This is a genomic window from Mesorhizobium sp. CNPSo 4661 (assembly GCF_057784215.1).
Map to the genome: position 1 here is coordinate 94655 of NZ_JBWGIO010000013.1, position 24012 is coordinate 118666.

Sequence of the window (24012 nt, forward strand, 5' to 3'; positions counted from 1 at the left end):
TCCGACAAGCCTACCACATGGTCTGCCGGTAATCGTCGTCCAGCTCGCGGTCGATCTCGCCGGCGCTTTCGCTCAGCGCCAGCTGGTCGCGGATGATCTGGCCGAGCGTCGGCAGGGTCGCGCGGTCGTACCAGGTCTCCGGCTTCCACAGATCGGAGCGCATGAAGGCCTTGGCGCAGTGCATATAGGCGGCCTTGACCGTCACCACGATCACGCTCAGCGGCTCCTTGCCGTCGACAGCCAGGCGTTCGCGCAAGGTAGGGTCGAGGGTGATGCGCGCATCGCCATTGACGCGCAGCGTCTCGTTCATGCCGGGAATAAGGAAGAGCAGCCCGACCGACGGGTTGCGGATGATGTTTTCCAGCGTGTCCAGCCGGTTGTTGCCGGGGCGGTCGGGAATGGCGATGGTGGAGTTGTCGAGGATGGCGGTGAAGCCGGGCTTGTCGCCCTTGGGCGTCACGTCGGCGTTGCCGGCGCCGTCGGAGGAGCCGATCAGCACGAAGGGGCTCTTGCCGATGAAGGAGCGGCAATGGCCGTCGAGGGCTTTGAGTTCCTTGCGAATCGAGCCGTCGGTCGGCCGGGGCGTCTTGTAGATCGTCCTCAGCTCGTCATGCGTGGCGAGGAATTCCATGCCGTCCCCTAAAATCTCGTCTAAATCTTTGCCCTTAGTTGCCGGCCTTCTCTTCCTTGGGCTTTTCCTCCAGCGAGTGGCGCATGATCAGCGGCATCTGGCTGAAGGTGAACAGCAAGGTGATCGGGATCGTGCCCCAGACCTTGAAATATAGCCAGGTCGCTTCCGAGAAGTTGCGCCACATGACTTCGTTGAGCACGGCCAGGAACAGGAAGAACAGGCCCCAGCGGAAGGTCAGCTTGCGCCAGCCTTCGGCATCGAGCTGGAACGCGGAATCGAAGACGTAGCCGAGCAGCGAGCGGCCGAACAGCAGTCCGCCGAGAAGCGTGACGCCGAACAGCGAGTTGATGATGGTCGGCTTCATGAAGGCAAAGGTCTTGTCCTGCAGGTAAAGCGCCAACGCGCCGAAGACGAAGACGACGATCGCCGAGACCAGCGGCATCAGCGGCAGGCTGCGCGTCAGCAGCCAGGAAGCGCTCAGCGAAAGCGCGGTCGCGACCATGAAGAAGGCGGTGGCGATCAGGATCGGCTCGCCGAGATGGGTGAGCACCGGGAATTTCTCGGCCAGCCACTCGCCGCGGATGGTGGTGAAGAAGAACACCAGGCCAGGGCCAAGCTCGAGCAGAAACTTCAAGCCGGGATTCATCGGCTTGCGGCGTGGATCGGACGGGTCGCGTTCGATGATGTTCATAAAAGTCCTTCTTGCGCATGATCTGGCCAAAAAGCAGGCGGCCCTTCCAAGATCATGCCTTTGTTCAAGCCACGCCGGCGATCGCCCTCGCGAATTCGCTGGCGGAAAACGGTTCGAGGTCGTCGACCTGCTCGCCGACGCCGATGAAATAGACCGGCAGCCGGTGCTTGGCGGCGATCGCCACCAGAATACCGCCGCGCGCCGTGCCGTCCAGCTTGGTCATCACAAGGCCGTTAACGCCGGCGACATTGCGGAAGATCTCGACCTGGTTCAGCGCGTTCTGCCCGGTGGTGGCGTCGACCGTCTGCAGCACGGTGTGCGGCGCTTCCGGATCGAGCTTGCCCAGCACGCGCACGATCTTTTCCAGTTCGGCCATCAGCTCGGTCTTGTTCTGCAGGCGCCCGGCCGTGTCGATGATCAGCACGTCGGAGCCGGCCTCCTTCGCCTTCTCGAAGGCGTCATAGGCGAGGCCCGCCGCATCGGCGCCGAGCTTGGTGGCGATGACCGGCGATTTCGTGCGCTCGCCCCAGATCTTGAGCTGCTCGATCGCGGCGGCGCGGAACGTGTCGCCAGCCGCCAGCATCACTTTCAGGCCGCCATCGGTGAGCTTGGCGGCGAGTTTGCCGATGGTGGTGGTCTTGCCGGTACCGTTGACGCCGACGACCAGGACGACATGCGGCTTGTGGCTAAGGTCGAGCTCGAGCGGCCTGGCGACCGGCGCCAGCACCTTCTCCACCTCCGCCGCCATCACGGCGCGGACTTCCGCGTCGGAGACGTCGCGGCCATAGCGGCTGGAGGCGAGCGAATCGGTGACGCGAAGCGCCGTCTCGACGCCAAGATCGGCGCGGATCAGCACGTCCTCCAGGTCTTGCAGCGTCTCCTCGTCCAGCTTGCGCTTGGTGAAGACGCCGGCAATGTTGCCGGTGAGCTCGCGCGAGGAGCGGGCGAGCCCTTCGCGCATGCGCTGGAACCAGGAACGCCGCGGCGCCGGCTCCGGCGCTTTCACCGGCTCGGCCTTCTGCTCGACCTTTTTCGAGACCGTGACCTTGCCGGCGGCGGGGGCCGGATTTGGCGGCGACGGCAGGGCGTCCGGTTCGGGTGCGATCTCGGCAAGGATGGGCTGCGGCTCGACAGGCGCGGGCTGTCGAATAGGGGGCGCGATTTCCGCTTCGGCGGATGGTTCTACAGAAGGCGTCTCCGCCGGCGGCACCTCGATTGGTACAGGTGTCTCGGCTGGAACCTCACTCGGCGGTGTCGGCACTTCGGCCGGTGCCGGCTCGGGCTGCGGTTCAGGGCGGGAAGGCGCGATCTCCGGCTCAGCCGGCGCGGGCGCGGGCACCTCCTGCGGGACAGGCTCAGGCGCTGGTTCCGGCGCGGGTGAAGGCCCAGGTTGCGCCGGCGGCACTTCCTCCGGTGCCGGCGGCTCAGGCTCAGGCGCCGGTTGCGGTTCTTCTTCGGGCTGCGGCAGCGGTTCCGGCTCGGTGGGAACGATCGGCTCGGGCTCCGGCGGGATCGTCGGCGCCGGCGCGGGCGTAGGCTCTTCGGGCAGCGGAGCGGGGGCAAGCTCAAGAGCCGGTTCTCTCGCCGGCGCGGCCTCCGCCACAGATTGCTGTTCGTCGCGCGCCAAAACTTCCGGCGCGGCCTGATCGGCCTCCGGCTTCAGCGCGTCCAGCTGATCCCATTTGATCGGCGGCAGCGGGGCGGTCTCGTCGACGCGCTCCTCGACGACCTCTTTCTTGCCGAACGAAAATATCTTCTTGAAAAAACCAGCCATGCGTCTCGCAGTCTCAGGCGGCTTGCGCGGCAAGCGGAGCCGCAATCAGTCGGGCACCGTCATGGCCGGCGATCACGGCCTCGACGATCTCGCCGGGCGCGCCGGCGTCGATCGCGGCCAGTGTGAAACCCTCGGTGCGGCCGAGCCCGTCGCGCTCGATCAGGATCGACTGCCGCGTGCCGGGCAGCGACGACAAATGACGGCGATAGGCGGCCTCGCCGGCGGCGCGCAGCCTCGCGGCGCGCGCCTTCACCACATCGCGGCGAACCTGCGGCATGCGCGCGGCGGGCGTGCCTTCGCGTGGGCTGAACGGAAAGACATGGAGATGCGTCAGCCCGCATTCCTCGACTATTCTTTCCGAATTCTCGAACATCGCCTCGGTCTCTGTCGGGAAGCCGGCGATGATGTCGGCACCGAAGACGATGCCGGGGCGCAGCTTGCGCACGTCCTCGCAGAAGCGGATCGACTGGTCGCGAAGATGCCTCCGCTTCATGCGCTTCAGGATCATGTCGTCGCCCGATTGCAGCGACAGATGCAGATGCGGCATCAGTCTCTGCTCGGTGGCGATGGCGTCGAGCAGGTCGTCGTCGGCCTCGATGGAATCGATCGACGACAGCCGCAGCCGCTTCATGTCCGGCGCCTGGCGCAGGATGGTCTTCACCAGCTTTCCAAGCTTCGGGCTGCCCGGCAGGTCGGCGCCGAAGCTGGTCATGTCGACGCCGGTCAAAACGATCTCGGCATAGCCGTTGCCGGCCAGACGCTTGACCTGCTCGACCACCGCGCCCATCGGCACGGAGCGCGAGTTGCCGCGGCCGTAAGGAATGATGCAGAAGGTGCAGCGATGGTCGCAGCCGTTCTGCACCTGCACGAAGGCGCGCGCCCGGCCCTCGATGGCGTCGACCATGTGGCCGGCTGTCTCGCGCACCGAGAAAATGTCGTTGACGCGCGCCTTCTCGGTGTCGTTCACGCCGAAATCGGGCAGCGCGCGGTAGGAGTTGGCCTTGAGCTTCTCCTCATTGCCGAGCACGAGGTCGACCTCGTCCATGGCGGCGAAATTCTGCGGCTCGGTCTGTGCCGCGCAGCCGGTGACGATGATGCGGGCTGAAGGGTTCTCACGGCGCGCCTTGCGGATCGCCTGCTTGGCCTGGCGCACGGCTTCGGCCGTGACGGCGCAGGTGTTGAAGATGACGGCGCCGCCTTGCAGCGCGCCCAGGCCGGCGCTCTCCGCCTCGCGGCGCATCACTTCCGATTCATAGGTGTTGAGGCGGCAGCCGAAGGTGACGACGTCGATACCCTTGCCGGTGAGGGCTTGGGCCGCGCCTTTTTCAAGGGCGGCCATCAGGCGGCGCTTTCGGTGTCGCGGGCCCAGGCGCCGGTCGAGGGATCGAAGCTGCCGGAAAATTCCCATTCGGCAGCACCCGTCAGGATGACGTGATCGTCATCGCGCCATTCGACATTGAGCTCGCCGCCGCCAGGCGTCAGCAGCGAGACGCGGCGGCCGGTGCGCCTGGTGCGAGCGGCCGCGACCACGGCGGCGCAGGCGGCCGAGCCGCAGGCCTTGGTAAGGCCGGCGCCGCGCTCCCAGGTGCGGATGATCATGGTTTCGGGCGATGTGACCTGGGCAATGGTGATGTTGGCGCGCTCGGGGAAGATCGGATGGTTCTCGAGCAGCGGGCCGAAGCGGTCGAGCTCGTAGGACCAGACGTCGTTGTCGACCCAGAAGATCGCATGCGGGTTGCCCATCGATACCGCCGAGGGCGAATGGAGAACCGGCGCGTCGATCGGGCCGATCTGCAATTCGATCATACGAGTGTCGCGGAACTCTTCCGCCAGCGGGATCTCCTGCCAGCCGAAGCGCGGCTTGCCCATGTCGACCGAGATCAGGCCGTCGGCATGCTCTTCGGCATTCAGGATGCCGGCGCGGGTCTCGAAGGTGAAGCTCTTCTGGCCGGTCTCGGCGGCCAAAGCCTGGACGACACAGCGCGTGCCGTTGCCGCAGGCCTGCGCGCTGGTGCCATCCGAGTTCAGGATGTCGATATAATAGGCGGTGCCCGGTGTGCGGGCATCATGGATCGCCATGATCTGGTCGAACTTGGTCGCCACGTCGCCGTTGAGGGCGATCGCCGCGGTTGCCGTCACCTTGTCGGCACGGCCGCGCATATCGGCAACGATGATCTCGTTGCCGATGCCGTTCATCTTGGCGAAGGGGGCCGTGCCTGGCATCTAAGCGGTCATTCCAATCCGTTTGGCCGCTATATGGCGGAAACGGGCAGGAATTACCAGTCCGGCCTGGTTCTGGCGACGACCAAGTGGTCGCGCCGCGACGACCAAGTGGTCGCGCCGCGACGGCGAAGACGCCGCGCTTATGTAACGGCGAATACCCCAAGCACGATCAGCAGGAAGATGATCAGCACGATGCCGATGAGGACGCGCGCACCGGTGGCAGCGGCGCCGGCCAGCGCCGGCATGCCAAGCAGGCTCGCGGCAGCGGCGACAATCAAAAGGATGATGATCCACTTGATCATGGAAAAACCTCGCAAATCGACAGTGTTTGCAGCGACTTAGGAACGCGTCCGCAGCACTCTGGTTCCGTCGTTGCGAGGCTGATGCCGAAACATCCTATTGGGCGATCTCGAAGTCGGTCGTGAAAGGCGCCGTCTTCTGCGAGTTCTCGTCATGCATGAGGAAATCCGCGCGGTATTTGCCGGCTGGCAATCCATCCACGGAGACGTTCAGCTTGAAGAACATTTCGCGGTTGTGCGAGCGCGAGGCGAGCTGGACGCGGCCGAGCTTCTCGAAGCTGCCCAGCTTCTCGCCAGACTGGGTCAGCACCGTGAGGTCGACATAAAGCGCGATCTGGTTGTTGCCCAACCCGTCGGAGCCGTAGCCATAACCGACCGGTTCCATGTAGAGCACGATCTCTTCGCCCGGTTTGTAGATGTGGTCCGGGCGCTCCGTGTAGACACCGAAGCCGCTGGCCGAACTGATCTGCTTCACGTTCAGCACGGCAAGCGGCATTGCTTTCCACAGCGCTTCCTCCGCATCGCGGAATTTGCTGAGCGCGCCTACAGCATCGTTGGACTGGAGGGCTTTCTCCGCTTCGGCGGCCTTGTCGCCGATTTCGCCTGCGGATGCGGCCGTAGCCGTCGTCAAGGCGAGCGCAGCCAAGGCTATCGCAAAAGGCTTCATCGTGCTTCTCCCGGATATTGCTTCGGTATCGTGGTCGAAAGTCCGCCCGCAGGCCCGACAGCCTATTGCTACACGATGATGTCGGGCACGTCCCATACCTCGCCAGGCCTCAGCGCGCGAAAACGCTCCGGCGGCAGGTCTTGCGCCTGCAGCGCCTCGGCCAGTTTCTGCGCCGGCTCCTCGACCGGCTCGTCGGTGAGGTGGAACGTGCCCCAATGGCAGCCGGCGGCGAAGGCGGCATTGCACAGCTTCATGCCCTGCACGGCTTCCTCCGGGTTCTGGTGCTGCGGCGCCATGAACCAGCGTGGCTCGTAGGCGCCGATCGGCAGGACGGCGAGGCGGAAACCGCCATGCTTTTGCGCCATCAGCCGGTAATTGATGCCGTCATGGAAGCCGGTGTCGCCGGCGAAATAGATGTTGCCGCCGTCCGTCTCGATGACGAAGCCCGCCCACAGTGCCATGCGGCGGTCGCGCCCGCCGCGCGCCGACCAGTGATGCGCCGGCTCGACATGGATGGCAGCCGCGCCGACGCTGAACCTGTCGCCCCAATCATGGACGCCGAGCCGCATGCCGGGCGCCGCGCGGTTGATGATGGCGTCGTTGCCGAGCGGTGCGATCACCAGAGGGTCGTGGCTCTCCTTCAGCCGCTTCAGCGTGGCGAGGTCGAGATGGTCGTAGTGATTGTGGCTGACGAGCACGAGATCGATCGGCGGCAGGTCGGCAAAGGCAATCCCCGGCGCATTGATCCTTCTTGGGCCGGCAAAGGCGAAAGGCGAGGCGCGCTCCGACCAGACCGGGATCGGTCAGGATGTTCAGGCCCGCCGTCTGGATGAGCAGCGAGGCATGGCCGACCATGGTGAGCCTGAGCGCGCCGCCTTCCACCCGGACGTGCGGTCTTGCCGGCGGATGGGGACTCGGAAAGGCCGCCGGCCATTTCGCCCGCCCGCCGCCGAACTGCCATTTGAGGAGATCGGTGAAACGCCCAGGCGGCTTGCCGCCGGGATTGAAGAACAAGGCGCCGTCGAAATGATCGCTGGGCGGGCCGCTGTAATAGCGGTTGGCGGTTCTTCTTCTCGCGGCCATTCTGTCTCCCGCCGGCTCGGTCCTTCCTGAGATAAGGACGCGCCTGCCTGGTGCAAGCATTTTGCTCGCGAATGCCAATGGCCTAAGCCCGCTTCATTTAGGATCGCAGGAGGGGGACGACCACCATGGCGATGAAGCGAACCAAGACACCCTGGATGAAGGCCGAGGATTTCGGCCGCTCGCTGCCGCACGGGGTCGGCGTCAACCTTCTGGTCACCGACATGGCGGCGATGGAGGCTTTCTGTCGTGACGCGCTTGGCGCGCGGATCATCTATGCCGACGAGGACTTTGCTGCGATCGAGCTTCTGGGCTCGATCTTCATGCTGCATGCCGACCATTCCTATCTCGACAATCCAATGACGGGCGTCACCGCGGGCGCCGAGACGCGCGGAGCCGGAATCGAATTGCCCTTTACGGCGCCGATCCCGATACGATCGAGAAAAAGGCGGCGGCGCTCGGCCACATCGTGCTGGCCGGCTCGATCGACAAGCCGCATGGCCTGCGCGAATGCTACATCGCCGGCCCGGACGGTTATGTGTTCGTGCCGAGCGCCCGGATTTAATATGGTTATTTCAATAACTTAAGAGGTTGTCTCTGGCATCTTCGCGGTGCCGCCGCCTTGCTGCGATAAATTTGCAACAGCCGCTTCGAAAACCCTATTTTAACCATATCGGGTTGAAATTCTGCCACCTTCGCCATCTTGGTGGAGCGGAGATTACGCGGATGGCTCCCCCCGGCCAGATCCGACGGAGGTTGAAGATGCATTTTTCAAGGACTGGCCTTTTGGCCGTATCGCTGGCCGCGCTGGTTGCGAGCGGCTGCTCGACCTCGCGCTTCTCGTCGATGGACGATCAGCAGCCGGCGCCGCTGACGCCGGCGCCCTCCGGCACGGTGACGCAGAATCAGCTGCCGCCGCCGGCAGCCCCGGGCACCACCGATCCGTCGCAATTCCCGACCGCGCCGAAGAACACCCAGGTCGCCTCGCTGCCGCCGGGCGGCGCGCCGCCCGCCGGCGCCACCGACCTCACCGCGGCCAGCGTCGCTGGCGTGTGGAATGTCAATGTCTCCGGACAGAGCTGCAAGGTGGCGACACCGCAGACCAAATTCGGCGCCGGCTACCGCGCCGGTCCGCTGCACTGCCCGGCTCCGATCGACGGCATCAAGTCGTGGAATGTCGCCGGCAAGCAGCTGACGCTTTACGACGAAAACGGCGGCACGCTGGCCAGGCTCTATTCGTCGGGCGGCGAAAAGTTCGACGGCCAGACTTCCAGCGGGCAGCCGATCTCGCTTACAAGGTAGGGTATGCAGATATTCAGGTGATGCCGGTCTGCGAACGGCGGCTTGCTGCGCTTCCGGCCTTCGCCGGCCGAAGCACAAAGGAGTGGTATGGCAATGAAATTAAGGCTATGGCCGGCGTAGGCCGGTGCTCACGTACTTCAAGTACGCTCCTCTCCGGTTCTCGTAAGCCACCATTCTCGGCTCGGCCTGACCTGAATCTCAGCATACCCTTGGTGCCTCTTAGAGCATTCTGCTCGATATAAATGACGTGATCCATGCATCTGCGCGACGGTATCCAGACCCATGCGACCGTCAGGCAGCGCTACGATCATCTCGTCCAGAGCGGCGCGGTCGCGCGTGACCCGGCGCAGGAGCGCATCGTCGCCGCGCTCGACCGGCTGACCGACGAGATCTCGGCAAAAAGACTGGCGCAGAAATCGAGCGCGCTGGGCTGGCTGTTCGCGGCCAAGCGGCAGCCGCGCGAGCCGGTCAAGGGCCTCTACATTCATGGCGGCGTCGGTCGCGGCAAGACCATGCTGATGGACGTGTTCTTCGAGCTGCTGCCGGTCCGTCGCAAGCGCCGCGTGCATTTCAACGACTTCATGGCCGATGTGCAGGACCGCATCCAGAAGCACCGGCAGGCGCGCAAGAATGGCGACGTCAAGGAAGACGATCCGATCCCGCCGGTGGCCCGGGCGCTGGCCGATGAAGCCTGGGTGCTGTGCTTCGACGAGTTCTCCGTCACCGACATCGCCGACGCGATGATCCTGTCGCGCCTGTTCTCGGCGCTGTTCGCCAGCGGCGTGGTGCTGGTCGCCACCTCCAACGTGGCGCCGGAGAACCTCTATCGCGACGGGCTGAACCGCCAGCTTTTCCTGCCGTTCATCTCGCTGCTCGAGCGCAATGCCCATGTGATGACGCTTGATGCCGACAAGGACTACCGGCAGGAAAAGCTCAACCGTCAGCCGGTCTATGTCACGCCCGACGATGCCGCGGCCGACCGCGCGCTGGACGATGCCTGGGAGGCGATGACCCACGGCCAGCCGACCAGCGAGGTAACGCTGACTCTGAAAGGCCGCCATCTCGTCGTGCCGCGCGCGGCCGGCGACGCCGCGCGCTTTTCCTTTGCCGATCTCTGCGAAAAGCCGCTCGGCGCACGCGACTATCTGGCGATCGCCGGCCGTTTCTCGACCGTCTTCATCGACCATGTGCCGGTGCTGGGCGAAGGCAAGCGCAACGAGGCCAAGCGCTTCATCCTTTTGATCGACACGCTCTATGACCGCCGCATGCGGCTGGTGATGAGCGCCGCGGCGCCGCCCGAAGGGCTCTATACCGCCAAGCGCGGTACGGAAGTGTTCGAATTCGAGCGCACCGCCTCGCGTCTGGTCGAGATGCAAAGCCGCGACTGGCTGGACGACTGGGCGGAGCGGCGGGAGCCGAATGCGCCGGCCGCGGAGGCGAGGCAGGCGCAGAGATAGGGGTAGGGTAGGGTAGGGTAGGATATTGTGTCGCCACTCCCTTTGCATCGTGGGAGGTTGGCGAAATCCAGCGCGACAGCGTGAAGCGGCGGCGTATTCTTCGTCATTCTAGGGCGAAGCAAGGAGCGAAGCGACGCGCGAAGACCCTAGAATCCATGCCGTGACGCAGGCCGTAGAATGCAACGGTTGAGAATAGCCGTTGGCAATGGTGCCAACTGAGATCGCCACATGACAGGCTACGTCTACATGACCGCAAGCCAGAAAGGCGGCACGATCGATATCGGTGTCACCAACGACCTTGCTCGCCGGATGCCCGAGAACAAGACAGGCCAAGCGTCTGGTCTGGTATGAGGAGTATGTCGACATCACCGACGCCATCCAGCGTGAGACGTCATTGAAGCGCTGGCCACGCAATGGAAGATTGATTTGATCGAGAAGACCAATCCAGACTGGTTCGAGCTGTTTCGCGGTATTGGCTGGTGAACGTTCTGCACCGTGGCGGCGCTCAACTGTCACGGCATGGATTCTAGGGTCTACGCGCGTCGCTTCGCTCCTTGCTTCGCCCTAGAATGACGAAGGAAGGGTCGGCGGGACAGCGCCCCCCTCTGGCCTGCCGAGCATCTCCCCCTTTCGGGTCCTCGCATCACAAGGGCGTCATCGCCGGGATGAAGCCTTCTGATTTCGACGTTCATTGTGTAAATTCCCCTCAGTCGGTTCACAAACTTTGACGTTTACGTAATTCCCGATGCATCTAACCGATTGAAAATGTTGGACCCAAAATAATCGTTTGAATTTCACTTGCACCGGAGTTATTCGGTGCGGCTAAATCTCGCGGTTTCTCGCATCCTTTCGGCCTCCCGGCCCCGTCACGACCTCGTCACAGACAAAGGAAAACATCCTCACATGGCACGCAACAAGATAGCGCTCATCGGCTCGGGCATGATCGGCGGCACGCTCGCCCATATGATCGGCCTCAAGGATCTCGGCGACGTGGTGCTGTTCGATATCGCCGAGGGCATTCCGCAGGGCAAGGGCCTCGACATCGCGCAGTCTTCCCCCGTCGATGGGTTCGACTCCAGGCTGACCGGCGTCAACGACTATGCCGGCATCGAGGGCGCGGATGTGTGCATCGTGACAGCCGGCGTGCCGCGCAAGCCCGGCATGAGCCGCGACGACCTTCTCGGCATCAACCTCAAGGTAATGGAACAGGTCGGCGCCGGCCTGAAGAAGTATGCGCCCAAGGCTTTCGTCATCTGCATCACCAACCCGCTCGACGCGATGGTCTGGGCGCTGCAGAAGTTCTCCGGCCTGCCGACCAGCCATGTCGTCGGCATGGCCGGCGTGCTCGACTCCTCGCGTTTCCGCTACTTCCTGGCCGAGGAGTTCAAGGTTTCGGTCGAGGACGTCACCGCTTTCGTGCTCGGCGGCCACGGCGATTCCATGGTGCCGATGATCCGCTATTCGACGGTGGCCGGCATTCCGCTGCCCGACCTCGTCAAGATGGGTTGGACCTCGAAGGAAAAGCTCGACCAGATTGTGCAGCGCACCCGCGACGGCGGCGCCGAGATCGTCGGTCTGCTGAAGACCGGTTCGGCCTATTACGCCCCGGCAGCGTCGGCGATTTCGATGGCCGAAGCCTATCTCAAGGACAAGAAGCGCGTGCTGCCCTGCGCCGCGCATCTGTCGGGCCAATACGGCGTCAAGGGCACCTATGTCGGTGTCCCAGTGGTGATCGGCGCCGGCGGCGTCGAGCGCGTCATCGAGATCGACCTGTCCAAGGCCGAGCAGAAGATGTTCGATTCCTCGGTCGCGGCCGTCCAGGGCCTGACCGAGGCCTGCACCAAGATCGCCCCGCACCTCGCCGGCAAATAATCTGGCCGGCAAGTAATTGACCTCCTCGGAGACCAAGCGCATGAACATCCATGAGTATCAGGCCAAGGCGCTGCTGAAGACATTCGGCGCGCCGGTCGCAAGCGGCGTTCCGGTGTTCAAGGCAAGCGAGGCGGAAGCGGCCGCCAAGGCGTTGCCCGGCCCGCTCTATGTCGTGAAGAGCCAGATCCATGCCGGCGGCCGCGGCAAGGGCAAGTTCAAGGAGCTCGGCCCCGACGCCAAGGGCGGCGTGCGGCTGGCGAAGTCGGCGGCCGAAGTGGTCGCCAACACCAACGAGATGCTCGGCCACACGCTGGTCACCAAGCAGACGGGCCCCGCCGGCAAGCAGGTCAACCGCCTCTATATCGAAGACGGCGCCGACATCGCCCGCGAGCTCTATCTGTCGATCCTGGTCGATCGCTCGGTCGGCCGCATCGCCTTCGTCGTCTCGACCGAGGGCGGCATGGACATCGAGACGGTTGCGCATGACACGCCGGAAAAGATCGTCACCGTCGCCATCGACCCGGAAAAGGGCGTGAGTGCCGACGACGTTAAGAAGCTCAATGCCGCGTTGAAGCTCGACGGCGATGCCGCCAAGGACGGCGGCACGCTGTTCCCGATCCTCTACAAGGCCTTTGTCGAGAAGGACATGAGCCTGCTCGAGGTCAATCCGCTGATCGTCATGAAGGACGGCCATCTGCGCGTGCTCGACGCGAAGGTGTCATTCGACAACAACGCGCTGTTCCGCCACCCGGACGTGATGGAGCTGCGCGATACCACCGAAGAGGACGAGAAGGAGATCGAGGCGTCGAAATACGACCTCGCCTATGTCGCGCTCGACGGCAATATCGGCTGCATGGTCAACGGCGCCGGCCTTGCCATGGCGACGATGGACATCATCAAGCTCTACGGTGCTGAGCCGGCTAACTTCCTCGACGTCGGCGGTGGCGCCTCCAAGGAAAAGGTCACGGCAGCGTTCAAGATCATCACCAAGGATCCAGCGGTCGAGGGCATCCTGATCAACATCTTCGGCGGCATCATGAAGTGCGATGTCATCGCCGAGGGCGTGATCGCCGCGGTCAAGGAAGTGGGCCTGAAGGTGCCGCTGGTCGTGCGTCTGGAAGGCACCAATGCCGAGCTTGGCAAGAAGATCATCAACGACAGCGGCCTCAACGTCGTCTCGGCCGACGACCTCGACGACGCGGCCAAGAAGATCGTCAAGGCGGTAAAGGGCTGAGCGGATGCCTCCGCGCAAGATAAACCTGGTCGAGGCGGCTGATCGGACGATCACCAAGGTGTTCGATCCGCACATCGCCGGCGACGTCAATGACAGCCAGGCCAAGGTCGCCAAGTTCGGCGAGGCCTTCGACTGGCACGCGCACGACAATGAGGACGAGGCTTTCCTGGTGCTGCGCGGCAGGATCGCCATCGACTTCCGCGACGGGCCGGTCGAGCTCGGCGAGGGCGATTTCATCGTCGTGCCACGTGGCGTCGAGCACCGGCCGCGCTCGCTGACGCCGGAGCCCGTGGTGTTGATGTTCGAGCCGGCGACGACCTTGAACACCGGCAACGCCAAGAGTGACCTCACCGTTACCGATTTGAAGCGGCTGTAACTTGCGATGACCACACAGTCACACATATACTGTGTGGAATTGCAGGAGAAAGTGACATGAAGAATATCACCCTGGCGGTCGAGGAAGTCATCCTGGAGCAGGTCAAGCTGACGGCCGCCGAACAGCGGACGACGGTCAACGGTATGGTGCGGGAGTTTTTTGCCGAGGTGGCGGCGAAACGCCAGGCGAAGGACGAGGCGCGGCAGGCGCTGCTGAGGCTTGCGCGCGAGGCGGCGGGAGATATGGGCAGCAAGACCTGGGACCGGGAAGCTCTCTATGATCGCTGAGTGCTTCCTCGACACAAACGTCTTGGTTTATGCGGCCATCGGGCACAAATCCGAGCGCGCCAAATATGAACGCGCCGTGGAGTTGATTGCCAAGGAAGACTACTCGACCTCGGCGCAGGTGCTGCAGGAGTTTTATGTGAACGTGACCAAACGAGCCGACGTCGTGCTGGCGCCGGCCAAAGCGGCCGAATGGGTTGCCGCTATCTCCATGAAGCCTTGCCAGGATTTGGACAGCGCGGTGGTCATGCGCGGCATCGAGAACGCGCAGCGGTATCGGATTTCCTATTGGGACGGCGCAATCATCGCCGCTGCCGAGCGCCTTGGCGTCAAGAAACTGTACACCGAAGATCTCAGCCATGGGCAGACCTACGGTGCCGTGGTCGCCATCAACCCTTTCCGCACGCACTGAGCCATGAACGCGTCGCCCTTCTCTTCCCTCTCGGACGGTCACCAGCGCCTGCAGGCGCTGGTCGGCGCGTGGCGCGGCGAGGAAGAGGTTGCGGCGACGCAATGGACCGACGCCGGCGCGGCGACATCGGAAGTGCAGGCCGAGGCGCAGTTCGGCGGCCTGTTCGTGGTGCAGCGCTATCGCCAGCGCCGCGACGGCACGGTCTCGTTCGGCGCGCACAATGTGTTCGGCTTCGACCAGCAGAACAGCCTCGTCACCATGCATCAGTTCGACTCGATGGGGTACGTGCCGGCCGCGCCGGCCACCGGCACATGGAGCGGCAACGAGCTGGTCCTGGAACGGTCGTCGCCGCGCGGCGCCGCCCGCGTGACCTATGGTTTTGACGGCACTGATACCTACCGCATGAAACTTCAGTTCAAGCCCGCCGGCAGCGATGCCTGGCAAGACATGGTGAGCGGCGTCTACCGGCGCGTCTCGCCTTCCACGATCAACGGATTTTAGAAAAGGGCCGCGATGTCCATTCTCGTCGACAAGAATACCAAGGTGCTGGTTCAGGGTCTGACCGGCAAGACCGGCACGTTCCACACCGAGCAGGCGCTGGCCTATCACGGCACCAAGATGGTGGGCGGCATCCATCCCAAGAAGGGCGGTGAGACCTGGACCGGCGCCAAGGGCGAGAGCCTGCCGATCTTCGCCACCGTGGCCGAGGGCAAGGCGAGGACCGACGCCAACGCCTCCGTCATCTATGTGCCGCCGGCGGGCGCGGGCGAAGCCATCATCGAGGCGATCGAGGCCGAGATCCCGCTGATCGTTTGCATCACCGAAGGCATCCCGGTGATGGACATGGTCAAGGTCAAGGCGCGGCTCGATCGCTCGACCTCGCGGCTGATCGGCCCGAACTGCCCGGGCGTGCTGACGCCCGACGAATGCAAGATCGGCATCATGCCCGGCAACATCTTCCGCAAGGGCTCGGTCGGCGTTGTTTCCCGCTCGGGAACACTTACCTATGAGGCAGTCTTCCAGACCAGCAATGTCGGCCTCGGCCAGACCACGGCCGTGGGTATCGGCGGCGACCCGGTCAAGGGCACCGAGTTCATCGATGTGCTGGAGATGTTCCTCGCCGACGACGAGACCAAGTCGATCATCATGATCGGCGAGATCGGCGGCTCGGCCGAGGAAGACGCCGCGCAGTTCCTCAAGGACGAAGCCAAGCGCGGCCGCAAGAAACCCATGGCGGGCTTCATCGCCGGGCGCACGGCGCCGGCCGGCCGCACCATGGGCCATGCGGGCGCGGTGATCTCGGGCGGTAAAGGCGGCGCGGAAGACAAGATCGCGGCTATGGAATCGGCCGGCATCAAGGTTTCGCCGTCGCCGGCTCGGCTCGGCACGACGCTGGTCGAGGCGATCAAGGGTTAAGTGAGTAGCGAATAGTGAGTAGCGAATAGCGAATAGGGAAAAGAGTAGCGGCGCGCGGCTTGGGAGATCCCTATTCGCTATTCGCTACTCACTATTCGCTCCAAGAAGGAGACGGAGCCAGGCTCCGCTGAAACGACATGGCAAGGCAAGATCAGGCCAACGACCAATTCTCGCTCACCTCATTCCTCTATGGCGGCAATGCCGACTACATCGACGCGCTCTACGCGGCCTATGAGGACAATCCGGGCTCGGTCGATCCGGAGTGGCAGGATTTCTTCGCCGCGCTGAAGGACGACGCGGGCGATGTCCGCAAGAACGCCAAGGGCGCCTCCTGGGCGAAGCCTTCCTGGCCGCTCACGGCCAATGGCGAGCTGGTCTCGGCGCTCGACGGCAATTGGGGCCTGGTCGAAAAGGCGATCGAAAAGAAGGTCAAGGAAAAGGCGGTCGTCAACGGCGCCGTGCTTTCCGACGCCGACGTGCACCAGGCGACGCGCGATTCCGTGCGCGCCATCATGATGATCCGCGCCTACCGCATGCGCGGCCATCTGCACGCCAATCTCGATCCGCTCGGCATCGCCAAGCCGCTCGAGGACTATAACGAACTGTCGCCGGAGAATTACGGCTTCGCCGAAGCCGATTACGACCGGCCGATCTTCCTCGACAATGTGCTGGGGCTCGAATTCGGCACTATCCGGCAGATGCTGGACATCCTGACCCGCACCTATTGCTCGACGCTCGGCGTCGAGTTCATGCACATCTCCGACCCGGAAGAGAAGGCCTGGATCCAGGCGCGCATCGAAGGCGCCGACAAGGAGATCACCTTCACCGCCACCGGCAAGAAGGCGATCCTGTCGAAGCTGGTCGAGGCCGAGGGCTTCGAGCAGTATATCGACGTCAAGTACAAGGGCACCAAGCGTTTCGGCCTCGACGGCAGCGAGTCGCTGATCCCGGCGCTGGAGCAGATCGTCAAGCGCGGCGGCCAGCTCGGCCTGAAGGAAATCGTGCTCGGCATGGCGCATCGCGGCCGCCTCAACGTGCTCTCCCAGGTGATGGCCAAGCCGCACCGCGCCATCTTCCACGAATTCAAGGGCGGTTCGGCCGCTCCCGACGAAGTCGAAGGCTCGGGCGACGTGAAGTATCACCTCGGCGCCTCGTCGGACCGCGAGTTCGACGGCAACAAGGTGCATCTGTCGCTGACGGCCAATCCCTCGCATCTGGAAATCGTCGACCCTGTCGTGATGGGCAAGGCGCGCGCCAAGCAGGACCAGCTCGCCGGCCGCGAGCGCGGCGAGGTCGTGCCGCTGTCGGAGCGCGCCAAGGTGATGCCGCTGCTTTTGCATGGCGACGCCGCCTTTGCCGGCCAGGGCGTGATCGCCGAGATTCTCGGCCTGTCGGGCCTGCGCGGCCATCGCGTCGCCGGCACGCTGCATTTCATCATCAACAACCAGATCGGCTTCACCACCAATCCGCGCTTCTCGCGCTCGTCGCCCTATCCGTCGGATGTGGCCAAGATGATCGAGGCGCCGATCTTCCACGTCAACGGCGACGACCCGGAAGCGGTGGTGCATGCCGCCAAGGTCGCGACCGAGTTCCGCATGAAGTTCCACAAGCCGGTGGTGGTGGACATGTTCTGCTACCGCCGCTTCGGCCACAATGAGGGCGACGAGCCGGCCTTCACCCAGCCGATCATGTACCGCAACATCCGCACCCATAAGACCGTGGTGCAGGTCTATGCCGATCGGCTGATCGCCGAGGGCCACGTCACCCAGGCCGAGGTCGACAAGATGCGGGCCGACTGGCGCGCGCATCTGGAAGCCGAATGGGAAGTTGGCCAGGCTTACAAGCCGAACAAGGCCGACTGGCTGGATGGCGCGTGGTCGGGCCTGCGCACCGCCGACAACCAGGACGAACAGCGGCGCGGCAAGACCGCCGTGCCGGTGCGCACGCTGAAGGAGATCGGCAAGAAGCTGACCGAGGTGCCGAAGGATTTCGAGGCGCACAAGACCATCCTGCGCTTCCTCGAAAACCGCCGCCAGGCGATCGAGTCGGGCGAAGGCATCGACTGGTCGACGGCCGAGGCGCTGGCCTTCGGCGCCATCCTGCTCGACGGCAATCCGATCCGGCTTTCCGGCCAGGATTCGGAACGCGGCACCTTCTCGCAACGCCATTCGGTGCTTTACGACCAGCGCGACGAGAACCGCTACATCCCGCTCAACAATCTGTCGGCGGCGCAGGCGGGCTACGAAGTCATCAACTCGATGCTGTCGGAAGAGGCCGTGCTCGGCTTCGAATATGGCTACAGCCTGGCCGAGCCCAAGGCACTGACGCTCTGGGAAGCGCAGTTCGGCGACTTCGCCAATGGCGCCCAGGTCGTGTTCGACCAGTTCATCTCGTCCGGCGAGCGCAAGTGGCTGCGCATGTCCGGCCTCGTCTGCCTCCTGCCGCATGGCTATGAAGGCCAGGGGCCGGAGCATTCGTCGGCGCGCCTGGAGCGCTTCCTGCAGCTCTGCGCGGAAGACAACATGCAGGTCGCCAACGTCACCACGCCGGCCAACTACTTCCATATCCTGCGCCGGCAACTGAAGCGCGATTTCCGCAAGCCGCTGATCCTGATGACGCCGAAGTCGCTGCTGCGCCACAAGCGGGCGGTGTCGACGCTGCCTGAGATGTCGGGCGAAAGCTCGTTCCACCGCCTGTTGTGGGACGATGCGCAGCTGCTCGCCAACCAGTCGATCAAGCTGGTGAAGGACTCCAAGATCCGCCGCGTCGTGCTGTGCTCGGGCAAGGTCTACTACGATCTCTACGAGGAGCGCGAGAAGCGCGGCATCAACGACATTTACCTTTTGCGCGTCGAACAGCTCTATCCGTTCCCGGCCAAGGCGCTGATCACCGAACTGTCGCGTTTCCGCAATGCCGAGATGGTGTGGTGCCAGGAGGAGCCCAAGAACATGGGCGCCTGGTCGTTCATCGATCCCTATCTCGAATGGGTGCTGGCGCATATCGACGCCAAGCATCAGCGGGTGCGCTACACCGGGCGGCCGGCCTCGGCCTCGCCGGCGACAGGGTTGATGTCGAAGCATCTCAGCCAGCTGGCAGCGTTGCTCGACGACGCGCTTGGTGAATAAACAGACCTGACGAAACAGACCTCAAGAAGACAACGGACAGGCACAATGGCTACCGAAATCCGCGTCCCCACTCTCGGCGAATCCGTCACCGAGGCGACCGTCGGCAAGTGGTTCAAGAAGGTCGGCGACGCGATCGCCGCCGACGAGCCGCTGGTCGAACTCGAAACCGACAAGGTGACGGTGGAAGTGCCCGCCGCGGGCGCCGGAACGCTGGCCGAGATCACCGTCAAGGAAGGCGAGACGGTCAATGTCGGGGCGCTGCTCGGCTCGATTTCGGTGGGCGGCGGAGCCCCGGCGACCAAGCCGCAGGCGGTGGCGCAAGCCTCCAGCCCGGATGCTGCATCCACTGGCAAGCAGGCCGCGGCCGAAACCGCCAGAATCGCTGGCGATGCCGGTCAGATCGAGCCACGCACGATGCCGCCGGCGCCTGCCGCCGCCAAGCTGATCGCGGAGGCTAATCTCGCGGTCGACCAGCTCTCCGGTTCGGGCAAGCGCGGCCAGGTGTTGAAGGGCGATGTGCTCGACGCCATCGCCAGGGGCGCGCCCTCGCAGCCGGCCGAGACGCCGAAGGCTGCTCCGGCGCCGGTCGTGGCGCGGGCGCCGTCCTCAACCGAGGATGCGCCGCGCGAGGAACGCGTGCGCATGACCAAGCTGCGCCAGACCATCGCGCGCCGCCTGAAGGAAGCGCAGTCGACCGCCGCCATGCTCACCACCTTCAACGAGGTCGACATGAGCGCGGTGATGGCGCTCAGGTCCAAATACAAGGACGTGTTCGAAAAGAAGCATGGCGTGAAGCTCGGCTTCATGGGCTTCTTCACCAAGGCGGTGACGCATGCGCTGAAGGAGATCCCGGCGGTCAATGCCGAGATCGACGGCACCGACATCATCTACAAGAATTTCGCCCATGTCGGCGTCGCCGTCGGCACGGAGAAGGGCCTGGTGGTGCCGGTGGTGCGCGATGCCGACCAGATGTCCATCGCCGAGATCGAGAAGGAGATCGGTCGGCTGGGCCTCGCCGCCCGCGACGGCAAGCTGTCGGTCGCCGACATGCAGGGCGGCACCTTCACGATCTCCAATGGTGGCGTCTATGGCTCGCTGATGTCGACGCCGATCCTCAATGCGCCGCAGTCCGGCATCCTCGGCATGCACAAGATCCAGGACCGGCCGGTGGTGGTCGGCGGCCAGATCGTCATCCGCCCGATGATGTATCTGGCGCTCAGCTACGACCACCGCATCGTCGACGGCAAGGAAGCGGTGACCTTCCTGGTGCGCGTCAAGGAAAGTCTGGAGGACCCCGAGCGGCTGGTTCTCGATCTGTGATCGGATCGGTCGTGCCGTGAGCGGCTGGCTGGAGGATTTAGGGTTCGGTCTGGGTCGGGCGGCGCGCGGCTTGCGGCGGCGGATTTTCGGGCGAAGCATCGTGGTGCTTGGCCTCTCCGCCGCCTTGCCATCTCCGGCAGTGGCCGCCGACTGGGATGCGGCGACGGCCAGCAGCAATTTCGGCGTCTTCGCGCTCAGCGACGTGCAATTGGCGGAGCGCAAGATCGCCGTCACGCCGATCGGCGAGCTCGAACTGCCGACTGGCGAGATCATCGCCTGCGACCCCCTGATCACGACCGACGACTGGCCGGCGCTGGCCCGCAAGGTGAAGTCCGGGCGCTATCCGGTCACGCTGTTCGAGGCGCAGGGTCGCGTCGCCGCCGCTTTCCTGCGCTTCCATTCCGGGGTGCCGGTGCGCTGGGAACTCGCCGTCCTGCCCGGACAGGACGTCTCGACGCTGAACGGCGACGAGATCTTCGGCTACCCCGTCGATGCCGGCCTCGGCGCGTTCATGGACAAGGCGGCGATGGCCCTGATGACGGCCGCGCAGGACAAGCTCAAGCCCGATCAGAACTATTATGACGATGTGCTGGCGGCCGAGTTCGCGCCCAACCAGGACCGGTTCGTCATGCATCATCCGGACGCCGCCAATCCGGTCAACATCGCGATGTTCTGGAGCGGCTGGGGCGATGGTTTCTACCCATCCTTCTGGGGGCTGGACGCGGTAGGCGAGCCAGTGGTCCTGATGACCGATTTCGGCGTGCTCGAAAATGCCGATGGCCGCGAAAACAACCAGGCAAAGTGATGACGAATGCCGCCTCGCCCATGATCGGATTGATGGCCGGGTCGCTGGCTCTCACGGCCGCGACTTCCGGCGCGCGGGCTGCCTGTCCGATCCAGCTCGCCGTCTATGGCGAGGCGCAGAGCGGCGCCGAGATCGACTTCACGCCGGCCGGCACCTCGGCGACCATCACCAATTCCTTCCGCATGATCCTCGACAACAATGTCGTGCTCGACGGCATCGCCATGTGGACCGAGGGCAGCGCCGCGCGGCCGCATGGCTCGCTGATGTACAAATGCCCGACCGGCGACGTCACCGGCGAGGAGCTTGCCGCCTGCACGGTCTGGGAGGGCGTCATCTACAGCACTGATGAGAAGGGCAGCGTCGGCCTGCTGCCGGCCGAAGGCGCCGACGCGCCGAAAACCCTGATCTTTCCCGATCTCGGGCCGTCGCTCGAAATGTCGGCGGCCTATGGCCCCGCCGGCTTCTCCAAGGTGCCATGGGACATCTTCGTGCTGAAAGGCTGCCAGGAATGAGCGCGCACTTGAAGACGCTGCTGGTCACCGGCGGCAGCCGCGGCATCGGCGCCGCCATCTGTCGGCAGGCGAACCAGGCCGGCTACCGCGTGGCCATCAACTACGCCTCCAACCAGGCGGCGGCAGACGCGCTGGTCGCCGAGCTGAAAGCCGCCGGCGGCGATGCCTTCGCGGTCAAGGGCGATGTCGGCAACGAGGCCGATGTCCTCGCGATGTTCGAGATGGTCGACAAAAATTTCGGCGGGCTCGACGCCTTCGTCAACAATGCCGGCATCGTCGATGTCAAGGCGCGGGTCGACGAGATGAGCGTGGCGCGGCTGGAGCGCATGATGCGCATCAACGTGGTCGGCTCCTTCCTTTGCGCGCGCGAGGCGGTGAAGCGCATGTCGACCCGTCACGGCGGCAAGGGCGGCGCCATCGTCAACCTGTCCTCGGCGGCAGCAAGGCTCGGCTCGCCCGGCGAATATGTCGACTACGCCGCCTCCAAGGGCGCGATCGACACCATGACCATCGGGCTCGCGCGGGAGGTGGCTCTCGAAGGTATCCGCGTCAACGCGGTCAGCCCCGGCATCACCGACACCGAAATCCACGCCTCGGGCGGGCAGCCCGACCGCGTGGCGCGGATGCAGGACCTGCTGCCGATGAAACGCGCAGGCACGCCGGATGAAGTTGCCAGCGCGGTTCTCTATCTTCTGTCGGACGCGGCCTCCTATATAACGGGCTCGATCCTGAATGTGAGCGGCGGCCGCTGAGGCCAGATAAAAGGACAAGACCATATGGCTTATGACGTCGTAATCATCGGATCGGGACCGGGCGGCTATGTCTGCGCCATCAAGGCGGCACAGCTCGGGCTGAAGACGGCGGTGGTCGAGAAGAACGCCACCTTCGGCGGCACCTGCCTCAACATCGGCTGCATTCCCTCGAAGGCGCTGCTCCACGCTTCCGAGATGTTCGCCGAGGCCGGCCACGCCTTCGATACGCTCGGCGTCGAGATACCGGCGCCAAAACTCAATCTGAAGAAGATGATGGCGCATAAGGACACGACGGTCGCCTCCAACGTCAACGGCGTCGCCTTCCTGTTCAAGAAGAACAAGATCGATGCCTTTCGCGGCACCGGCAAGGTGGTCGGCGCCGGCAAGGTTTCGGTGACCGGCGAGGACGGCAAGGTCGAGGAGATCGAGACGAAGAATATCGTCATTGCCACCGGCTCCGATGTCGCGGGCATTCCGGGCGTCAAGGTCGATTTCGACGAGAAGGTGATCGTCTCCTCCACCGGCGCGCTGTCGCTGGCCAAGGTGCCAGCCACCCTCGTGGTGGTTGGCGGTGGCGTCATCGGGCTGGAGCTAGGCTCGGTCTGGGCCAGGCTCGGCGCCAAGGTCACGGTCGTCGAGTTTCTCGACACTATCCTCGGCGGCATGGACGGCGAGATATCGAAGCAGTTCCAGCGGCTCCTGTCCAAGCAGGGTTTCGAGTTCAAGCTCGGCGCCAAGGTCACCGGCGTCGCCAAGGCCAAGAAGGGCGCCGCCGTCACCTTCGAGCCGGTCAAGGGCGGTGCTGCCGAAACCATCGAGGCGGATGTCGTGCTGGTCGCCACCGGACGCCGCCCCTATGCCGACAGCCTCGGCCTGAAGGAAGCGGGCGTCGAGGTCGACGAGCGCGGCCGCGTCAGGACCGACGGGCATCTGAGGACCAACGTGCCCGGGATCTATGCCATTGGCGACGTCGTCGCCGGGCCGATGCTGGCGCACAAGGCCGAGGACGAGGGTGTCGCGGTCGCCGAGACGATCGCCGGCCAGGCCGGCCATGTGAACTACGACGTCATCCCGAGCGTCGTCTACACCAGCCCGGAGATCGCCTCGGTCGGCAAGACCGAGGAGGAGCTGAAGAAGGCGGGCATCGACTACAAGGCCGGGAAATTCCCATTCAGCGCCAACGGCCGCGCGCGCGCCATGCTGCATACCGACGGTTTCGTGAAGATCCTGGCCGACAAGGCGAGCGACCGCGTGCTCGGTGTCCACATCGTCGGCTTCGGCGCCGGCGAGATGATCCACGAGGCGGCGGTGCTGATGGAATTCGGCGGCTCGTCGGAAGACCTGGCGCGGACCTGCCACGCCCATCCGACGATGTCGGAAGCGGTGAAGGAAGCCGCGCTGGCGACATTCTTCAAGCCTATTCATATTTAAGGACGCGCCACGCGCCGACATCGAAAGCCCATCGCTTCGTCATCCTAAAGCATGTCTCCCGGAAGTGGTCCCGGTTTCGGGACAAAGACATGCTTAAGATCAAAGACTTAAAGCAGGTTGCGTGAATCCTTTTTCACGCGACCTGCTTTAGGGCGAAGCAAGGAGCGGAGCGACGCGCGCAGACCCTAGGATCCATGCCGTGACGCTAAGGCGTTGCAGCGGTTACAGAATTTTGCGCCGTTGCGCTCCATGGCAACGGTCACGGCATGGATACTCGGGTCAAGCCCGAGTATGACGAAGGCATGATAGCCCTCAACAAAACGGCCCGCCAAAAGGCGGGCCGTTCGTC

General features: G+C 64.3%; 23 protein-coding genes and 2 pseudogenes. 17 read left to right on the forward strand and 8 right to left on the reverse strand.

The window, feature by feature from the left end; genetic code table 11:
* Nucleotides 1–10: 10 nt before the first annotated feature.
* The 8 genes and pseudogenes from AC0YKC_RS20610 to AC0YKC_RS20645 all read right to left on the reverse strand — a co-directional run bounded on the left by AC0YKC_RS20610 (nt 11) and on the right by AC0YKC_RS20645 (nt 7368).
* A complete protein-coding gene (locus AC0YKC_RS20610; protein ID WP_434724535.1) occupies nt 11–631 on the reverse strand; it encodes a pyridoxamine 5'-phosphate oxidase family protein in 621 nt (206 codons plus the stop codon).
* A 34-nt stretch (nt 632–665) separates the two neighbouring features.
* Nucleotides 666–1322, reverse strand: coding sequence for a septation protein A (locus AC0YKC_RS20615; RefSeq protein ID WP_320298116.1), 657 nt, complete (start codon nt 1320–1322; stop codon nt 666–668).
* A 64-nt stretch (nt 1323–1386) separates the two neighbouring features.
* Nucleotides 1387–3096, reverse strand: a complete 1710-nt coding sequence (gene ftsY, locus AC0YKC_RS20620) for a signal recognition particle-docking protein FtsY (protein ID WP_488512345.1) — start codon at nt 3094–3096, stop codon at nt 1387–1389.
* A 13-nt stretch (nt 3097–3109) separates the two neighbouring features.
* Complete coding sequence (mtaB, locus tag AC0YKC_RS20625) at nt 3110–4435, reverse strand: tRNA (N(6)-L-threonylcarbamoyladenosine(37)-C(2))-methylthiotransferase MtaB (protein WP_488512347.1); 1326 nt, start codon at nt 4433–4435, stop codon at nt 3110–3112.
* Nucleotides 4435–5319, reverse strand: a complete 885-nt coding sequence (dapF, locus tag AC0YKC_RS20630; RefSeq protein WP_488512348.1) for a diaminopimelate epimerase — start codon at nt 5317–5319, stop codon at nt 4435–4437. Before dapF ends, mtaB begins: the two co-directional genes overlap by 1 nt.
* Before the next feature lie 140 nt (nt 5320–5459).
* Nucleotides 5460–5621, reverse strand: coding sequence for a DUF1328 domain-containing protein (locus AC0YKC_RS20635; RefSeq protein WP_320298112.1), 162 nt, complete (start codon nt 5619–5621; stop codon nt 5460–5462).
* Between the two features lie 94 nt (nt 5622–5715).
* A complete protein-coding gene (locus AC0YKC_RS20640; RefSeq protein WP_488512349.1) occupies nt 5716–6285 on the reverse strand; it encodes a hypothetical protein in 570 nt (189 codons plus the stop codon).
* 68 nt (nt 6286–6353) lie between these two features.
* Nucleotides 6354–7368: pseudogene (locus tag AC0YKC_RS20645) on the reverse strand (MBL fold metallo-hydrolase).
* A gap of 125 nt (nt 7369–7493) precedes the next feature.
* Between AC0YKC_RS20645 and AC0YKC_RS20650 the strand changes: the two are divergent.
* From AC0YKC_RS20650 to lpdA, 17 genes and pseudogenes are all read left to right on the forward strand, one after another.
* Nucleotides 7494–7952 carry a hypothetical protein gene (locus AC0YKC_RS20650; protein WP_488512350.1) on the forward strand — a complete coding sequence of 153 codons (459 nt, stop codon included), beginning with the start codon at nt 7494–7496 and terminating at the stop codon, nt 7950–7952.
* A gap of 175 nt (nt 7953–8127) precedes the next feature.
* The gene (locus AC0YKC_RS20655) at nt 8128–8667 is read left to right on the forward strand and encodes a protease inhibitor Inh/omp19 family protein (protein WP_488512351.1); all 540 of its coding nucleotides are present in this window, start codon (nt 8128–8130) and stop codon (nt 8665–8667) included.
* 254 nt (nt 8668–8921) lie between these two features.
* On the forward strand, nt 8922–10124 hold the full coding sequence (gene zapE, locus AC0YKC_RS20660; protein ID WP_488512352.1) for a cell division protein ZapE: 1203 nt from the start codon (nt 8922–8924) through the stop codon (nt 10122–10124).
* 228 nt (nt 10125–10352) lie between these two features.
* Nucleotides 10353–10607, forward strand: a pseudogene (locus AC0YKC_RS20665) (GIY-YIG nuclease family protein).
* A 420-nt stretch (nt 10608–11027) separates the two neighbouring features.
* Complete coding sequence (gene mdh, locus AC0YKC_RS20670; protein WP_112100953.1) at nt 11028–11996, forward strand: malate dehydrogenase; 969 nt, start codon at nt 11028–11030, stop codon at nt 11994–11996.
* Nucleotides 11997–12036: 40 nt separating this feature from the next.
* Complete coding sequence (gene sucC / locus AC0YKC_RS20675; protein ID WP_320298106.1) at nt 12037–13230, forward strand: ADP-forming succinate--CoA ligase subunit beta; 1194 nt, start codon at nt 12037–12039, stop codon at nt 13228–13230.
* 4 nt (nt 13231–13234) lie between these two features.
* The gene (locus AC0YKC_RS20680) at nt 13235–13606 is read left to right on the forward strand and encodes a cupin domain-containing protein (protein ID WP_320298105.1); all 372 of its coding nucleotides are present in this window, start codon (nt 13235–13237) and stop codon (nt 13604–13606) included.
* Between the two features lie 56 nt (nt 13607–13662).
* Nucleotides 13663–13893 (forward strand): hypothetical protein, encoded by a 231-nt coding sequence (locus AC0YKC_RS20685; RefSeq protein ID WP_320298104.1) that lies wholly within the window; start codon nt 13663–13665, stop codon nt 13891–13893.
* On the forward strand, nt 13883–14302 hold the full coding sequence (locus AC0YKC_RS20690) for a PIN domain-containing protein (protein WP_488512353.1): 420 nt from the start codon (nt 13883–13885) through the stop codon (nt 14300–14302). Before AC0YKC_RS20685 ends, AC0YKC_RS20690 begins: the two co-directional genes overlap by 11 nt.
* A 3-nt stretch (nt 14303–14305) precedes the next feature.
* Entirely contained in the window at nt 14306–14803 is a 498-nt protein-coding gene (locus AC0YKC_RS20695) for a DUF1579 family protein (protein ID WP_488512354.1), read from the forward strand.
* A gap of 12 nt (nt 14804–14815) precedes the next feature.
* Entirely contained in the window at nt 14816–15718 is a 903-nt protein-coding gene (gene sucD / locus AC0YKC_RS20700) for a succinate--CoA ligase subunit alpha (protein WP_488512355.1), read from the forward strand.
* A 137-nt stretch (nt 15719–15855) separates the two neighbouring features.
* Nucleotides 15856–18843: a 2-oxoglutarate dehydrogenase E1 component gene (locus AC0YKC_RS20705; protein WP_320298101.1), complete on the forward strand. Its 2988-nt coding sequence runs from the start codon at nt 15856–15858 to the stop codon at nt 18841–18843.
* A 45-nt stretch (nt 18844–18888) separates the two neighbouring features.
* Nucleotides 18889–20163: a 2-oxoglutarate dehydrogenase complex dihydrolipoyllysine-residue succinyltransferase gene (gene odhB / locus AC0YKC_RS20710; RefSeq protein WP_320298100.1), complete on the forward strand. Its 1275-nt coding sequence runs from the start codon at nt 18889–18891 to the stop codon at nt 20161–20163.
* Between the two features lie 70 nt (nt 20164–20233).
* Nucleotides 20234–20968 carry a DUF4241 domain-containing protein gene (locus AC0YKC_RS20715; RefSeq protein WP_488512437.1) on the forward strand — a complete coding sequence of 245 codons (735 nt, stop codon included), beginning with the start codon at nt 20234–20236 and terminating at the stop codon, nt 20966–20968.
* Nucleotides 20968–21480 carry a hypothetical protein gene (locus AC0YKC_RS20720; RefSeq protein ID WP_488512356.1) on the forward strand — a complete coding sequence of 171 codons (513 nt, stop codon included), beginning with the start codon at nt 20968–20970 and terminating at the stop codon, nt 21478–21480. Before AC0YKC_RS20715 ends, AC0YKC_RS20720 begins: the two co-directional genes overlap by 1 nt.
* Nucleotides 21477–22232 (forward strand): SDR family oxidoreductase, encoded by a 756-nt coding sequence (locus AC0YKC_RS20725; protein ID WP_488512357.1) that lies wholly within the window; start codon nt 21477–21479, stop codon nt 22230–22232. The genes AC0YKC_RS20720 and AC0YKC_RS20725 overlap by 4 nt, the downstream gene beginning before the upstream one ends.
* Before the next feature lie 24 nt (nt 22233–22256).
* Nucleotides 22257–23663 carry a dihydrolipoyl dehydrogenase gene (gene lpdA, locus AC0YKC_RS20730; protein ID WP_488512358.1) on the forward strand — a complete coding sequence of 469 codons (1407 nt, stop codon included), beginning with the start codon at nt 22257–22259 and terminating at the stop codon, nt 23661–23663.
* The last annotated feature ends 349 nt before the right edge of the window (nt 23664–24012 follow it).